At 36.7% G+C, this 15810-nt stretch carries 14 protein-coding genes and 3 pseudogenes; 11 read left to right on the top strand and 6 right to left on the bottom strand.

The features are described 5' to 3' along the window. Window positions 1-91 precede the first annotated feature (91 nt). The 3 genes from ACIQ0H_RS18600 (at window position 92) to ACIQ0H_RS18610 (ending at window position 3796) form a co-directional block, all read left to right on the top strand. Window positions 92-499 carry a hypothetical protein gene (locus ACIQ0H_RS18600; RefSeq protein WP_403418088.1) on the top strand — a complete coding sequence of 136 codons (408 nt, stop codon included), beginning with the start codon at window positions 92-94 and terminating at the stop codon, window positions 497-499. 335 nt (window positions 500-834) lie between these two features. Then, the gene (locus ACIQ0H_RS18605) at window positions 835-2037 is read left to right on the top strand and encodes an IS110 family RNA-guided transposase (RefSeq protein WP_403418091.1); all 1203 of its coding nucleotides are present in this window, start codon (window positions 835-837) and stop codon (window positions 2035-2037) included. 304 nt (window positions 2038-2341) lie between these two features. Then, complete coding sequence (locus ACIQ0H_RS18610) at window positions 2342-3796, top strand: WD40/YVTN/BNR-like repeat-containing protein (RefSeq protein WP_403418094.1); 1455 nt, start codon at window positions 2342-2344, stop codon at window positions 3794-3796. Between the two features lie 391 nt (window positions 3797-4187). On the opposite strand, the gene ACIQ0H_RS18615 is transcribed toward ACIQ0H_RS18610, so the two are convergent. Beyond that, on the bottom strand, window positions 4188-4451 hold the full coding sequence (locus ACIQ0H_RS18615; RefSeq protein ID WP_403418096.1) for a hypothetical protein: 264 nt from the start codon (window positions 4449-4451) through the stop codon (window positions 4188-4190). 202 nt (window positions 4452-4653) lie between these two features. Between ACIQ0H_RS18615 and ACIQ0H_RS18620 the strand changes: the two genes are divergently transcribed. The 3 genes and pseudogenes from ACIQ0H_RS18620 to ACIQ0H_RS18630 all read left to right on the top strand — a co-directional run bounded on the left by ACIQ0H_RS18620 (window position 4654) and on the right by ACIQ0H_RS18630 (window position 6249). Then, the gene (locus ACIQ0H_RS18620) at window positions 4654-4725 is read left to right on the top strand and encodes an S-layer homology domain-containing protein (protein ID WP_403418455.1); all 72 of its coding nucleotides are present in this window, start codon (window positions 4654-4656) and stop codon (window positions 4723-4725) included. A 69-nt stretch (window positions 4726-4794) separates the two neighbouring features. Next, window positions 4795-5100 carry an S-layer homology domain-containing protein gene (locus tag ACIQ0H_RS18625; RefSeq protein WP_403418457.1) on the top strand — a complete coding sequence of 102 codons (306 nt, stop codon included), beginning with the start codon at window positions 4795-4797 and terminating at the stop codon, window positions 5098-5100. A 784-nt stretch (window positions 5101-5884) separates the two neighbouring features. After that, window positions 5885-6249: pseudogene (locus tag ACIQ0H_RS18630) on the top strand (M23 family metallopeptidase). Between the two features lie 383 nt (window positions 6250-6632). Here ACIQ0H_RS18630 and ACIQ0H_RS18635 read toward each other — a convergent pair. Next, window positions 6633-7511, bottom strand: coding sequence for a glucosaminidase domain-containing protein (locus ACIQ0H_RS18635; RefSeq protein ID WP_403418099.1), 879 nt, complete (start codon window positions 7509-7511; stop codon window positions 6633-6635). 397 nt (window positions 7512-7908) lie between these two features. Here ACIQ0H_RS18635 and ACIQ0H_RS18640 point away from each other — a divergent pair, with 397 nt between their 5' ends. After that, complete coding sequence (locus tag ACIQ0H_RS18640; protein WP_403418102.1) at window positions 7909-8172, top strand: hypothetical protein; 264 nt, start codon at window positions 7909-7911, stop codon at window positions 8170-8172. Window positions 8173-8533: 361 nt separating this feature from the next. Beyond that, window positions 8534-8833 (top strand): annotated as a pseudogene (locus ACIQ0H_RS18645) (IS66 family transposase); the annotation flags it as partial. 22 nt (window positions 8834-8855) lie between these two features. Here the strand turns inward: ACIQ0H_RS18645 and ACIQ0H_RS18650 are convergent. The 3 genes from ACIQ0H_RS18650 to ACIQ0H_RS18660 all read right to left on the bottom strand — a co-directional run bounded on the left by ACIQ0H_RS18650 (window position 8856) and on the right by ACIQ0H_RS18660 (window position 11676). Further along, a complete protein-coding gene (locus ACIQ0H_RS18650) occupies window positions 8856-9629 on the bottom strand; it encodes an SDR family NAD(P)-dependent oxidoreductase (protein ID WP_403418105.1) in 774 nt (257 codons plus the stop codon). Between the two features lie 383 nt (window positions 9630-10012). After that, complete coding sequence (locus tag ACIQ0H_RS18655; protein WP_403418107.1) at window positions 10013-11194, bottom strand: NAD(P)/FAD-dependent oxidoreductase; 1182 nt, start codon at window positions 11192-11194, stop codon at window positions 10013-10015. A gap of 38 nt (window positions 11195-11232) precedes the next feature. Next, window positions 11233-11676 carry a helical membrane plugin domain-containing protein gene (locus ACIQ0H_RS18660; RefSeq protein ID WP_403418110.1) on the bottom strand — a complete coding sequence of 148 codons (444 nt, stop codon included), beginning with the start codon at window positions 11674-11676 and terminating at the stop codon, window positions 11233-11235. 188 nt (window positions 11677-11864) lie between these two features. Between ACIQ0H_RS18660 and ACIQ0H_RS18665 the strand changes: the two are divergent. The 3 genes and pseudogenes from ACIQ0H_RS18665 to ACIQ0H_RS18675 form a co-directional block, all read left to right on the top strand. Further along, window positions 11865-12051 (top strand): annotated as a pseudogene (locus ACIQ0H_RS18665) (NAD(P)/FAD-dependent oxidoreductase); the annotation flags it as partial. 441 nt (window positions 12052-12492) lie between these two features. Then, a complete protein-coding gene (locus ACIQ0H_RS18670; protein WP_403418112.1) occupies window positions 12493-13644 on the top strand; it encodes a YhgE/Pip domain-containing protein in 1152 nt (383 codons plus the stop codon). A 45-nt stretch (window positions 13645-13689) separates the two neighbouring features. Continuing rightward, a complete protein-coding gene (locus ACIQ0H_RS18675) occupies window positions 13690-14241 on the top strand; it encodes a PadR family transcriptional regulator (protein WP_403418115.1) in 552 nt (183 codons plus the stop codon). A gap of 555 nt (window positions 14242-14796) precedes the next feature. On the opposite strand, the gene gltC is transcribed toward ACIQ0H_RS18675, so the two are convergent. Continuing rightward, a complete protein-coding gene (gene gltC / locus ACIQ0H_RS18680; RefSeq protein ID WP_403418118.1) occupies window positions 14797-15699 on the bottom strand; it encodes a glutamate biosynthesis transcriptional regulator GltC in 903 nt (300 codons plus the stop codon). Between the last annotated feature and the right edge of the window lie 111 nt (window positions 15700-15810).

Consider the following 15810-nt stretch of genomic DNA (forward strand, 5'->3'; position numbering starts at 1 on the left):
TCAACAATCGGGCCAGAATGTTTAATTACTATCGAATTTGTGGGGAGATTTGAAGGTCAGGATAGTTGAATAATACTAAAGGGGTGTATATATGAATAAATCATGTGTGATTTATTTGCTGTTTCTTACAATATTCCTAACTGGATGTAGTGAGGATGATAATAAGGCTTGGGAGCCATATAGTCCATTAAATACTTCTTCTTTAATGAAACAATATGCAGTTCAAGATAATTACGCACAGTTTCAATCCTTAGTACAAGAAGGATACGATGAAGATAGTATAAATGAGATGTATGAAACTGTGAGAAGCACTGCAACTAATAGTGCAGAAATAAACAGTTTTACTTTAGTTACTTTTGATAATGGTAAAACGTTGCTTGTACACTTAACGCCTGTTACGTCTGAAAAGGGGGAAGTGTTAATCCAAGATGTTATTGAAATTCCAATTGACATGGCATCGTATATAAAAGATGAGTTAAATAAAAAGTATGAAAAGTAAAGTTGATTGAGAAAATGCCTTGAACGATTACCCAACAATCGGGCGCGATTGTTGGGTAATCGTCCTTGTTCTTATTCAACTAACGGGTACTTCGTATTATAAGGTTAACCAGTTATAACTGGTTGACCTTTTTTTAATAGTATTTAATATACCAGTAGTCAGGGTAGGACGTACGGGTGTGTGGGGCAGTGATTCCGTCCACTAAACTGTCCACCCCCTACTTGTAGAAACATGTTTGAGGCTGGTTGGGACGTGGATCTCGTATAACAAGCGAAGCTATGACACTACAAGAAGGTTAGGGGTACTGGCTAGTAAAAATTAGAGGAGGAATAAAAATGAATCCAGTAGTTGGCCAGGATGTGGCAAAAGGAGAGAGCCAAGTCCAGGGATTCTTAGATAAATCAAAACCGTTTGGAAAGAGCTTTTCGATTAAGCATACCAGAGAGGAATTACATCGCTTTATTGGATTCTTAAAAGAGATTGAAGAGATGACAGGGCAAATGCCTATAGTCATTCTAGAATCTACGGGTCATTATCATACCCCTGTTGTTCAATACATGGAGGAACATGATGTTTTATATATCTTGCTTAACCCTATTATTTCTTATCAGGCTAAGAGGTCCAGTTTAAGAAAGGTAAAAACGGACGCAATTGATGCGTATCAGTTGTGTGTGCTTTATTACAAAGAAGATTTTGAACCTCATAAAAACAGAGGACTTCAGCTTTTGGATCTTCGAAATCTTTCAAGACAACAGGAGATAGTTACGAACATGTATGTAGAAGCAAAGCTTCAGTTTCATACTATTTTAGATCAAGTATTTCCTGAATACCGGAAGGTTTTTGGTGATCTATATTCAAAGGTTTCTTTATTGATGTTAGAGGAATTTCCGACTTTAGAAGCCGTCTTATCGGCTGGGGAAAGTAAAATAGCCGTGCGTGTTGCAGAGTTCTGTCCTAGTCGTTCTTCCCGATGGGCAAGAGAAAAGGCAAAAAAAATAATGGATTCCGCAACGCGAAATCCATTCCAAAAAGTCGTGTATCAAAGTCATTTAATCAATCTTCAAATGTATATTGAGATGCTTTTTCAGTACCAAGGACACCTTTCAATTTTAGAGAATCGTATTGTGACCTTGGCAAATGAACTAGAAGACTACAAGATTGTCCAATCGATTCCTGGAATAGGAGAAAAAATCGCTGCAACGATTATCTCCGAAGTAGGTGAAATCGATCGGTTTAGTCATCCGAAAAAACTGGTTGCCTTTGCAGGAGTAGATCCCAGAGTTTATTCATCAGGAAAGTTCACTGCAACAACCAATCGTATTACCAAAAGAGGTTCAAGCCGATTGCGTCATGCCTTGTATCTAGCCGTATTATGCGGAATAAGAAGTTCAAGGAACAAAAAGCTTAAAGAATTCTATGATAAGAAAAAGTCAGAAGGAAAGCCTGCCAAAGTAGCGATTGTAGCCTGTATTAATAAACTACTTCATTGGATTTATGCATTACTAAACAGAAAAGAATCTTTCCTTGATATAGCTTAATTAACGGTTTTAATCACAAGAGAGAAAACCTTCCATAAAGGTTTTTGGAGGGCTGTTTGGCATGCTTAAAATAGTATAACATAGGGTTAATAAGTATTTTAGAGAAAAATATTGACATCCTAATAGCTGGTTTAGTTTAAGATCATGTGGCTTCTTAGACGACTCTTTTATCTTATAGTGCTAAGTTAAAGAAGGATTCTCTAATAAAAGGGTATTTTGTTTTTTATATTGGATCTAAGAGGGTATATAACGTAGTATTTACTCCATCCTAAACAGGCCCATTAAGCATAGGATGGTGGTAATTTTGAGTTTCTTAAAAAAAATCTCATGTTTGTTAGTCATTTTTTTAGTTCTTGTAAATTTAATTGGTCGTGAAGGAATCGCTTCAGATGGTGAAGTTACGCTAAAAGAAGCGATTGACATTGGAATGCAACGAGCAAAAGAATGGAATATAAACGCAACGCTTACAAAAGTAACCAGTGTAGATGAAACGAAGGGAGGCTCGAGAGGAGAAACAGGGAAACGCTTTATATGGACTATGTTCTTTAACGTTCCAGGTTCAGATGATTATGTAATAATTGGTATCTCAGAAAAGAAAATCACCTTTTTTAGACCGGGTAAGCAATCTCCGGATCCAACAATACCCTACGATGAGATTAAGTTGGATAGCCCTGATGTTCTCCAACTAGCAAAGGATAAATACGGACTAAAACAAGGGAAAGACTGGGCAACAGGATATCATTTTACACTTGATAGTATCGATGGTACACCCATTCTAGACGTGGTAGGAAATGATCGAGATAACCGTTTTGCTCGAATTTCATTCAATGCCCAAAACGGAGATGTGGTCAGTGCCATTCATAAATTACCATACGGTGGAGGATTACTATCCAAACGAAATGGTACCGATAACCTAACCAAAAAAGGGATGGCGATTATGGGGGTTGTCGCTAAAAACAACAATTTAGTGGTATGGGGAGACAAAAAGCCAACACAATTTAGTACAACCAGGCAACCTTTTATTGAATGGAGACATAACGGTGGCGAAACATGGACAGAACTCCAAGCTAATAGCTATGTAACACACGCGTGGTTTGATGGGAATGATCAATTATATGCAGCCACGGAAAAAGAATTATGGGCAGGTATTACACCAAAAAGTAAAGGAACGAAAATCCTTTCGTTAGACCACACGATTGAAATCGTCGACTATTCCATCAACAACCATATTGCTGTGCTATCAAATGGAAAGGTTTACTATACGACCAATCACGGGGAGAGTTGGTCACAAGCTACCGTTCCTAAACCATTTTATGCGGTTCAAATATCGGATAATGGTGACTTGATAGGACTCACAGAAAAAAGGAAGATTTTGCAAAAAACAACTGATGAGTGGAACGAGATAACCATGCCGAAAAGTAATGATGAACCTTGGGATATGAAAGTGATTAAGAATAGGCTATTCATTACCACGAAAAGTGGAATTTGGACCCAAGATCTTCAAGAGGGAATTTGGAGAAACATTAAAGTTGAGGAAGAGGTAGTTAAATTTATTAAAAAAGGAGAGGAATTATTCGGATATACACATAGAGGTGAAGCTATTTACTCCATCAACACGAAAGATGAAAAAAAACCTGAAAAAGTGTTTGATGCGGTTGATTTCATCGTTCAGGATGTGGATATCACGGGAGATACTTTATGGATTGCAACTATACCAAATTATTCGTGGGAAGAAATGACGATTCCGCAGAAACGATAAAAATTTGAAGTGTATATCCATGAAAAAAGTATTGTGAAACATCTCACTTAAACTAACGGGTGCTTTACTTCAAAAATGAGTTAAGCACCCTTTTCTTCTTCAACTAAAGGTGCAGGTTTGTGTAAGAAGAACGTAGAATAAGGTAAAGTGAAAATTAAAAACTTCCGCTTAATCCTTCATCACAATAAAAATCTTCAGTCAAAATGTAACCCCCAAGTGGGCGGGATTTTAGAAATTAGTTAAATTTGGTTATTATTCAAGTTACGCCAATTATGATTAATATCCGTCTTTCTTTCTCGATACTTTGTTCATACTGACGCAATTAAGACGCTGATACTCGAAAATTAAATACTTTGTCAGTAACAACCCGAATTAACTAAAAATTAACATGTTAATTACTAACTATATTTAGGCACCAAGAGAAATTTTCCCAAGCGGAATGCCAGCCGTTGAAATGCTCGGATGAATCATCCCAACGGACATCGAATTTCTTCTGACCGTTTACATCCACTAAATACAGTGAAAGGGTATTATCCTCCTTAGAGACTGCTATCTTCATACCGATTTGAAGTTCTTCTTGGGTGAACGGTACGTCTGAAACCGAACGTAGCTGTGCTTGTTCAAATACTTGTTTGTTAATTATTTTGTAATTCATAATATACCTCCAAATAAAATTTTTTATTGATTAAATAAGTTCCTACTTCATCCGCAAATTATAGGGCTACAAAAGTATATTCTATATTCATTTGGTGATGAAAACAATTATAAAATGAATTGGCTTTATTCAATTAGACCAAGCATTAAGACGTGTTTGTTTTTGGGAGTACAAATAGTGTCTTTATTATACAGACCATTACATCCAACAAGTCGCCGCATTGGGAATCTTGATAGGCTATCCTGACGGCACATTCAAACCGAATGATTCATAAACACATGCACATGCTGTTTCGATCATCGTCCGCGCAATCGATTTACAAACCGACGAAACGAAGGCTGAAATCGCAGTTGCTCATAAACATGGAATGATCAAAGGGAGCGACGGAAATTTCAAGCCTTCCAATAAAATTACACGTGCCCAAATTGAGCTGATGTTCCAACGCGTGTATGATTACAAAACTGGAATGAAATACACTGCATCCAAAGCACCCTACACGGATTTTGGAAGCTATAACAAAGAAACAGTCGATGCCATCTCGATGCTTTACGAACTAGACTTGGCAACTGGATCTAATGGTAAGTTCAATCCAACAACTCGTGCACATGCGGCAAAAATACTTGTGGAATTACTGGGAAGTGTAGATTAAATGAGCAACCAAAATACATCCCCGAACTCCATTACTGGAATTCGGGGATGTATTTGTTAGCTGAATTGTATTTGAACTACTTGAGTGACCCTCATGCCATTTCACTAGGTGTCTTAATTAAAGAGGATAGGGATGAATATGCGGGTGTGTACCATGATTAACAGGTGTTCCTTTGAGGGGCAAAGCATACACCCCCAGCGTCATAACTTATTCATGAAAAGAAGCAGCAACTAGTGATTGGGATAATGTGGAAGTTAGTCAATTACATCCGGTTGTAAGAGGGGCTATGTTGCATACGATTTTCGTTGGCATTCTTCCTTTTATTGACGAAAATGGCCGTACTACAGGATACTATTGAATTTAGAGTGGAGAAAGGATGACTATCCGCCAGTGATTATAAAAGCTGCTGATTGATTTAAGCGGTTTACAAAGATGTGAAAAAATATTTAATTGTTTTTTCACTACACATTTTCTACACAACTAAGGCATAAAATCAGTGATAGCAATGCTTTAACTGGATATTGGAATCCCTCCTGGGACATATCAAGGTTCAGAAAGAATAAGTTTGAACCAACTGAAAAAAGCCTCAAATCCTTTAGTACTAAGGGTTTGAGGCTTTTTTCCTTTTTTTGTGTATAAAAGTTTCTACACATTTTCTACACAAAAAAAGTGATACGAAGACGTTGCTTGTCTGTTCTGAATTGAACTCCATTGACTTTTTTGAGACGTGATGACGATTCCGAAATGACAAAACTTTAATAACCATCATCAAAGTGACTGATAGATGGTTATTGTGCGTTTGGTAGCGCTAGACCCCTTTACAGAGAAGGACAAGCAGCACAGTGGCTTAGATTATGCCGATAGTGTAGGAACGCCTATTGTTGCGGCAGGGGGCGGAGTTGTCTCACGTATAGAGGCGCATGATTCATACGGTAATATGATCATGATTACACATGTTGTCGGTAACCAAGCCTATACAACTGTCTACGCTCATTTATCAAGTATTGGTGTAGTAGTGGAGCAGAAATAGCCGCAGGGCAATCAATAGCCAATATGGGGAGCATAGGGCGCTCTACAGGATCACATCTTCATTTCGAATTCCATGTCGGCTACTATTCTGGTAGCGGTCCAAGTTCTGAAAACCCATAACGATTTGTTTAATTCTAATTCGTAAATCATGACATTCTTTACCTAACCTATACATAAAAAATAGTAGTGCAAACCAACGCCTTGGTTGCACTACTATTATTCAAACCATTTATGAGACCATTCGCCGCAAATATCAATCCCTCAAGCCGGTCAATGGTATACCGCATACGCTTATTAAGGTTGTCTAACTTATCATCTAACGTTAAATTATTTTTGAAAGGATGTACTATATGTTTGTTTCTGTTACCAGATTACATGTAGAGTAAAACGTATGCTACCTATCTTTTTTTACATTCAAATCAGTCATTCAATCAAAAAAAGACTTTTAAATGGTTTACCTATAGGGGTAATTTCAAAGACACCGATTCTATACAAAGAAGAAATCATGCATATTTAAGCTGAACATGACTATCGATTAACTGTAGTTGATACTGCTGAATTAATTCTATTAATTGCTTACTATATATTCTCTCGCCATTTTCATTTTCTATAGTACTGTACCCAGCTTCTTGTAAAGCCTTAGCTTGCTCCATATATGTATTGGAAGAGAACAATCCATGCTTTCTATAACGAGGATTTTCCGATAAGAATAAACCATGATCTTCTACGGATTCATATATATGTTCATAAATCCTGAAATCATCTTTGATAGTTTTATTATAAAATTCATTTGTACTTAAATTCGCTGTTTTCCCGTTCCAATTATATCCTTTGATACCAAAAAGATTATGATATTGAGTTGATAATTGTGACCTTCCCCAATCCGATTCCAGTATAGCTTGTGCGATTGTAATAGATGGCAAGATTTTGTACGATTTATAATTTTTGATTGCTGAATCTTCAATACTCTCGATAAAATTTCGTTGCATACTATTTTTATTGTTTTTCGCTGCTACGTCCCCTTCACTAGCTAATTGCTTCAGGTACGAGCTAACACGCTTTAATTGCTTTTGATTGTATTTCATATCCTTGGTCACTTGTTGCATGTCTTTTAATACATAGTCATTTTCCCTCTTTTCTATAAAACGTTCTGTAATGATTTTAATTTCATTTTTAGATATAGAACTTAGTCGATATTCAGTAAGCGCGATCGCGGCTACGTTTCGCCAATCTACTTGTACTTTCCCATGGCTTGTTTCATCTACAATCGTTTGAATTTCTTTTTTCTTCTCTATTGGAATAGCAATCTCTTTAATGGGTGCGAAGTAAATCAAAGCCACCAGCAAAATACTTGCCATCAATGCTACTTTTACTATTTTCATTTTGTCTCTCCTTCTAATTGAACACCATTTATTTTTTCGTTAATTAATCCTGCATCCTGCATCCTTCTTCCATTCATATCATAACTTCCTTATGTTACAGCAATGTAACAAGAAAATAAAAGTATCTTCATTCGACAAATTTGTTTTCATTTAATAGTAAGTTAATACATGATTCGTTTGATCAATTTAATCGATTAAATTGATCAAACGAATCATGTGCGGATGTACGAGCGTGCATAGAACTATTAGGTGGGTAATAATATTCAAAAAATACTCGATGATTGACTTCCATAAGCCTAGTTAAATTCACTAAAATTGCGTAAGAACCATTAGGAAATTAAGGATAGCGATTGTATCAGAAAATAAACAAGACGCTTACAATTTTAATCGTAATGAAGTGTACCAGCAAAACAAAGCACTGATCGCGGCATACAATCAGCTCTACTTTGAATTCATTGCTAGCGAGAAAATAAAGGACATCAACGAAGATTATCATAGTCACTTGCAGAAATACAAGGAAAAGGCGAGTCATAAAAATGAGGAGTCCAGGGAATTAAAGAAAGAAAGTGATCCTGATGAAAAACTACAGAAAAAGATAGACAAGGCTATGATTGAGTATGACAAAGCGCGGGAAAAGGTATATAAAACTGAAAAGGCATAAAGACAGGAAGCCTCAAAGATATTCCAAGAAGCTGTGGGACTTGCTATACAAACCGTATCGGGTAATTAATCAAAAGACAATTTGACCTACACTAGGATACGGAAGATGGGGACTATTTTTTTAAGTGGATTAACGGGATTGTTTATAAAATTATTGTATCTATATCAAGTATACAAATAGCCAATATAAACGGATGGCTTATCAGGGGGACAATGATATACCGAAGGTGAAACTGGTAGGGAGGTGGGCACATGCGCGCAGACAATTTGACGAAGCACTCACTGAGCTACCCACAGAAGCAAGGAATAAAGAAACACCTTGCGCCGCGGAAGAAGGACTCCAATTCTGAAATCAATTATTCGCCATCGAGCGAAAATTAAAGGATGCCAGTCTAGATAAACGCCAAGAAGTGAGGCTTGAACGTAGTCAGCCTGTGCTGGATGTTTTTCAACATGGCTACAAAAGCAAAGTTCGCGGGTCACACCTAAAAAGTGGTCTGGGACAAGCCATCAAGTATTGCCGAAACCAGTGGCCACGTCTAACGATGTTTTTACAGGATGGCGGCTTAGAAATCGATAATAATCGAAGTCAACGAGCAATTAACCCCTTAGTGCAAAAAAAAAATGGATCAAGCTTCATGCCTGATCCAATCTTTATATAGAAACGTTTAAAATCTGCGGAAATTATTGTTGCATTTTACCTGCAGTATAACCGCCATCAACTGCAAGTGTTACACCGCTAATTGATTTTGCAAGGTCTGAGCATAGAAATACAACAGCATTTGCTTGATCTTCTGCTGTAGACATTTTTCCAGCTGGAAGTGTTGCGAGTACTCCTTTGTATTGTTCTGGGTTTGTTTTTGACCAACTTTCAATTGCAGGGGTAACAGTTGCACCTGGAGCAATAGAATTAATGGTGATGCCTTTTTGCCCATATTCCAATGCAACTGATTTAGTTAAACCAGCGATTGCATGTTTAGATGCCGTATATGGAGCCATGTTTGGTGAACCTTCAATACCAGCACCTGATGCCGTATTGACAATTGCACCGCCGCCAGTTTTCAGCATTGCGTTGACTTGGTGCTTAATGCAGTAAAAAGTACCATACAGATTTACTTTTAGTGTAATATCCCAATCTTTAGAATCCATTTCTCCAATTGGTTTAAGACCTTTGTTAATACCCGCATTGTTATGCGCAAAGTCTAGCTTGCCAAATGTTTCAACTGTTTTATTTACAAGTGCGATTACTTGCTCCTCATTACTTACATCACATTTGAAAAAGGCTGCTTCGCCGCCGTTATCTTTGATGATTTGTACAGTTTCTAGTCCCGCTTGTTCGCTTACGTCAGAAATCATTACCTTTGCCCCTGCTTTTGCTAATGCAACTGCAGATGCTCTACCGATACCTGAACCCGATGCTGTGACTAATCCTGCTTTTCCTTCCATAATTCCTACCATGAAAAACACTCCTTTTTTTTGGGATCTACCTATTTGTTTACACGAAAATTTGTATATCATAATTAAATTGAACGCACCAATGAAATATAAAAATCATCAGTATTATTTGTTATTTTATTACCAATTCATGAAATAATTATAAATTAGAATTTAAATAACGAAAAGTCAGAACACAGGGATTTTCATCTACTCTCTCAGATTTCCTCAATATGGGTTTCTGTTTGAAAGATGCGTGTGAATTGTGTGTGCTCGATCCAACTGGGTATAGCTTTGATGTAGAAAGGTTTGTAAAATCAGTACTATCATTGGGGTGGGTAAAAGTATTGCGTGCTGCCAGTCGCCTTATTAAAACCCAAACATCACCACATGACCAATCTATCTCATTAATATGCTAAACTAAATAACCCATTGATATGTGCTAAATAACGTACATTACTTGCTTCCTTCATTAATGAAGCTGGTAAACCTTTGAGTGATGTACCGTTAGCTCCGATTGAAGCCACACCGTCTTTACGACCAAGGCTTGCCAATGTACCGGAGTTTGTTGGATCAAAGGCTTCAAAAGTTTTTCCTTGTAAATAAGCATATAAGTTATATCCTACAAGCTCACCCATTTGCCAAGCATTTTGTGCAGTAGGTGCGTATGGACGCCCACCTTCAGAAGGAAAGGCAACAGCACTGTCACCTACAACAAATACATCTGGATGTGAGCTTGATTGAAGAAACTCATTAACAGTTGCACGGCCACGATCTACTGCAAGCTCCGATTCACCAACCAATGGATTACCTGTGACACCGCCCGTCCATACAAACGTATTTGCTACAATTGTACGGCCATCTTTCAACGATATTTCATTACCACTCACATTTGTTACTGGTAGACCCATTAAGAATTCTACCCCACGTGCTTTTAGGCTTGCAGTTGCGCGTTCGATTAAATGATCTGGTAATACGGGTAATACTTTTGGACCGGCTTCAACAAGTTTGATTTTCAATTCTTTTGGATCGACACCAAAACCTTTTGCGATTTTTGGCATATGGTCAATAATTTCCCCGACTAATTCGATACCGGTTAAACCACCACCACCGATTACAATGGTTGCATCGGCTTCATTTTTTGATTTTGCGTATTCACTGATTTTCCCTACCATATGATTGTAGAGTTTATTGGCGTCATCCACTGATTTTAACACCATGCTGTTTTCTTCAAGCCCTGGTATACCAAAGTAAGCCGTTTTACTACCTAATGCCACTACAAGTGCATCATATTTTAATGTTGAACCATCAGAAACCTTAACCTCTTTATTATCGACTGAGAAAGATTCGACTTTTGCTATTTTTAGGTCGATTTCTTTTCCTTTGAAAAGCTTTTCTAAAGGCATCGAAACGGCCTTTTCAGAGATTGTCCCACCTGCAAGTCGATGCAATTCAGTAATAATCTGGTGTGTTGGATATTGATTGATAACAGTGATTGTAGCGTCATCACTTGATAGATAGTTGCGTACAGTGAGAGCAGTTAGAAGACCGCCATATCCTGCGCCTAAAATTACAATGCGTTTTGACATTTTGTTATCCCCTTCATTATCATCTTGGAGTAGAAGAATTATCTTCTGTTGTCACGTTCAGCTGCTACTTGTAGATATGAATTCACAAAACGGAAAAGCTTTTGTGCCTGTGGATCTTTCATCATTTTTAGAAGACCAAAAAGACCAATCACTTCGGTTCTATCCTCGGCAAGGTCTTTGGCTTCGATCATTGTGGCTGCAATACTTTTTACAGAGTCCTTTACCGGTTCGCCTATTTCTTTAATGAAACCCAATGTATCATTTATTAATACATCATCGGTTGCAACAGATTGAGCAAAATCATATGATTTATTCAAAATGTTGAGAAGCTCAGTTAGTTTTGGCAATTGCTCTACTAAGGCAGTTAATGATTTTTGCACTTCAGGTTTTAATAGTTGATCAAGAATGTCTAGTTTTTCTTGATTTGAAGGTACATTCACTATTTCTTCTGCAGGGTTTGTTGAATTATTCTGTGCTGTCATTTGCTATTCCCCTTTGCTATATTATTTAAATTAAACCGAACCTTACAGCAGCAATATAACCAAATTATTGTTGAAGTATAATGGATTAAAACCTCTGCTCGGTTTTCCATTGAACAATATACGCCCAAATCCAAGATAAATCAAACAGATAGTTTAATGTTTAATTATTTCTTTCGCGAGTTAGTGTGAAATACATGGAAGCATTTAGCCCTACAAACTTTGGAACAACGTGCAAGTCTTGGCCGTAGAGATGGTGTTGCTTCTATTGGGGCTAACGGTACATCCCTTAAAGGTATGCCAGCCCCATTGATGAAGGAAGCCGGCAACGTGCGTTGTTTGGCACATATAAAAGGGTTATTTAGTTTAGCGTATTGATGAGTACTTACTGAGAAAAATGAAATTTGAAGAACCCTCGCATAACACAATTCATATTATGCAAGGGTTCTTTTTCTAAAGTATTTCAATAATTTTGGTTTGCTGGTTATTGGCGGGAGTTTTAATACGATAAATTATGACAGTATAGAAGCATATAAAAAATTTCTTAAAGAGCTTGTTAAAAAATAAGCAACATCAACTAGACTCGCAAGCAAGAGAATTCAAGGATAAGTTATTAAAACTAAAAAATAAGTGTAGGGTGCCATGTTCTGAAACAATTCAAATTGTTTCAGAACATGGCACCATTTTTGCTTTTTTTGCTATGCAATGTTGGATTGACTCTATTTTGTCACAATCAATTTCTTATTCACTATCAAAATAATGTATAATAATAAAAGTACTTTAATTAAAGTGGTAAAAATAAAGCTTAAGGTGGTTATTATGAAATTCAAGAATTTTTTAAAGACGAAGGGTGCTCGTGGAGCAATCTTCATGGGGATATTTTATCAAATTGCGATGCTCGTTTCATTTATGCCGGGGTATACTGCTATTCCCAACAATATAAACCAATTACCAATTGCGATTATTAATGACGACGCAGGCAAAGTTGGTGCTTCTATTGCGGAACAATTAGAGGGAAATCTTCCTTTCGAAGAAATTGCAACCGATTTAACAAATAAACAAGCGTTAAAACAATTAGATGAAAATGTTCTAAAGCTCGTGATTCATATCCCAGAAACATTTTCTGAAGATGTTATGAACGGTGAAGCGTCATCAAGTATTGATTTTACAATTAATGAAGCGGGCCCAACTGTTGTGACGTCAACAATGGATTCGGTCGTTTCTGAAATTAGTACAACTTTAAATAAGCAATTTTCTGAGGAATATGCAACTGGTGTGTTAATGAACTTAAATGTACCAGAAGAACAAGCAGCAGCTATGGCTACAGCTATGCAAAACCAAGTTACGGAGAACGTAGTAAAGATTAATGAAATCCCACTAGGCATGCATAACGCAATGGCTCCGATGTTCCTAACGATGGCGGGTTATGTAGGTGCAATGATTGGGGCGATGCAATTAGTCGGTGCATTTAGAGCAAGTCGTGGTAAGGCAAGTAAAACCAAGCTATTCATTTACATGCAGCTGACTGCACTTCTGATTGGAGTTGTTGCAACAGTCGTTGGTCTTGGTATTGCGTATTTTGTAGATGGACATGGTGTTAAAACATTCTTCACGTTATGGGGACATCATGCACTTAATTATTACGTAAGCTTCCAATTCACTTCTATATTCATGTTACTAGTTGGTGAAGCAGGTATGATTTTAAATATACCATTCTTACTTATGCAAACAATTGCGAACGGTGCAGCGATGACACGTGAAATGATGTATGCACCATACCAATGGTTAAGTCATATTTCACCAATGTATTATTCAGTGCAAGCGGACTTTGCTATTATGTACGGTGGTGGCGATGCATTAGGATCACATCTTAGTTTGTTGTTAGTTGGTCTAGTTGCACTGATTATTAATATAGGGATTGTTAGCGTATTTCATAAAAAGGTACCCGTGACTACTGAAAGTATTGCTTAAATTTGATAAACTAAAGGCAAGTGACGACTGAAGGAGAGTTTTAACATGTCGATTCAAGTTTATATTTTAGGAGTATTAGCAGAAGAAAACAGCTATCCCTATATGTTGAAAAAAAGATTGTCTGAACCGGTTCCAATAGATCAATTTACAGGCTTAAATGAAAACAAGCTCTATTATCATTTCGAAAAGTTAGCTGCTAAAGGGCATATCATACCAGTTGAAACGATTAGGGAAGAAAACCGTCCAGACAAGCATGTTTTTCAAATCACCGAACAAGGGCGAGAAGAGTTGAAAATACAAATATATAATTCGTTTGAAAACGGGACTGAAATTTCCGATATGTATATTGCACTCGTCAATATTAAGCATGTTGAGATTGAAAAAGTGATTTCAATTATAGAAAGAAAGCTTGAAAAGAATCGCTTAACATGGGAAAGGTATTTAAGTTTTAAACCGCAAATAGATGAGCGTTCTGATCAATATTTGGGTTTTAAATATATAGGAGACCATTCACTAAGTCGGGCAAAGCATACAAAGGAATGGCTCGAAAATCTCGTTTTACGATTAAAAGAACTAAAAAACGGTAACGGATTATAAAAATACTCAGGGTTTAATGAGTACTTGGTCCTTTTCACGACAGATACTACTAAAAAACACTAAAAATCCATCGATTATAAATTGACGGATTTTCAGTGTTTTTTGTTATTCCTAGAAGCATAATGAAAAAATGTTTGATACGAATTAGAAAACTATGGCTATGCACAAGTATTCAATCGCGTTTAGTCGTGATTGCGCCCAGAATACGAATTGAGCTTGAGTTTCATTGGTGTTGGCACTTGAAAAAATATTGAGTAAAGAGGAGTACATCCATCCAGCTTAACATTAATATCTTTTTCTTAAACGGCTCTTACATCGCAACCTCATCAAGTTTATGGTGAAATATAAATAATAAATACATTAATGATGGTGAGAAAATACGGACGAAAATCGTTAAGTTGCTGTTGAAAAAAATACAACAAACATGAGTTTTCAAACTGCCCGATTTGCCAATCTAGATTGGACTATTGTCATATAGTTTCAAAAAAGACCATATCTACTCTGGATGGGGTAAAAATCATAATTAATTTTGATTTCTCCGATTATTAATAATATTTACTGGTACTGACCAAGCGTAGAGAAGAAGCGGGTGACGAATTGATGGAATACCTTTTCAGATGGCGAAAGCTCTCGATTTGCAGGGCTAATGATTCCAACGGTTCTTCGAATGATTGGTGTTTCTATTGGTATTTTAACTGTAAATCGAGGTGTAGAATCGTAAAAAGAGCTTTCGGGTAAAAGAGTTACACCAATTCCTGCTGCTACTAACCCTTTGATGGCATCCATATCTTCTCCTTCTGATGAAGTTTTCGGTGTGAATCCAACGGTATTACAAGCTTCTACTGCGATTTTTTTTAGTGCATATCCTTCTGGGAATAATATGAAATCATCGTTTCTTAAATCAATAAGTTGTAGCTTTTCGCGTTTTGCAAAAGGGTGATTCGAAGGTAAAAGTACAGAAAATTTTTCAGTAAATAATATTGAAGTGTTGATCGAGTCATCTTCTCGAGGAAGTGGTCCTAAAAAGGCAAGGTTTAGCTCCCTTTTTTTCACAGCTTCGATCAAATAGTTATATGACCCTTGACGTAAATGAAACGCTACATTTGGATATTCTTTTTTAAACGCTGAAATGATAGTAGGTAATAAGTGACCAGCTAAACTAGTAGGGAATCCAATTTTGATAGTCCCTTTATCCGGATCTAAATATTCGTCTATTTGTTTTTTTGCATAATCGATTGCTTGAAAAGCAGAAATGCTATGTTCTAAAAAAATCTTACCAATTGGTGTTAACTTCACATTTCTACCAACACGTTCAAATAATTCTACTCCAAGTTCATCTTCTAAATTTGCAATTTGTCTACTTACAGCTGATTGGGCTACATGCAAATGAGCAGCTGCTTCTGAAATATGTTCACGTTCTGCTACTTCGATAAAGTACTTCAACTGGCGTATTTCCATCGTTCCCTCCTAATCTATCTCAAAAACAGATCATTTATATCCAAATTATATATTGTTCGCATTAGTTTGAAAACATATACTATTACCGAGTGGCTTTTTATGGAAAATGGA

Origin of the sequence: Sporosarcina sp. NPDC096371 (assembly GCF_044762865.1) — a bacterium.
GTDB lineage: Bacteria > Bacillota > Bacilli > Bacillales_A > Planococcaceae > Sporosarcina.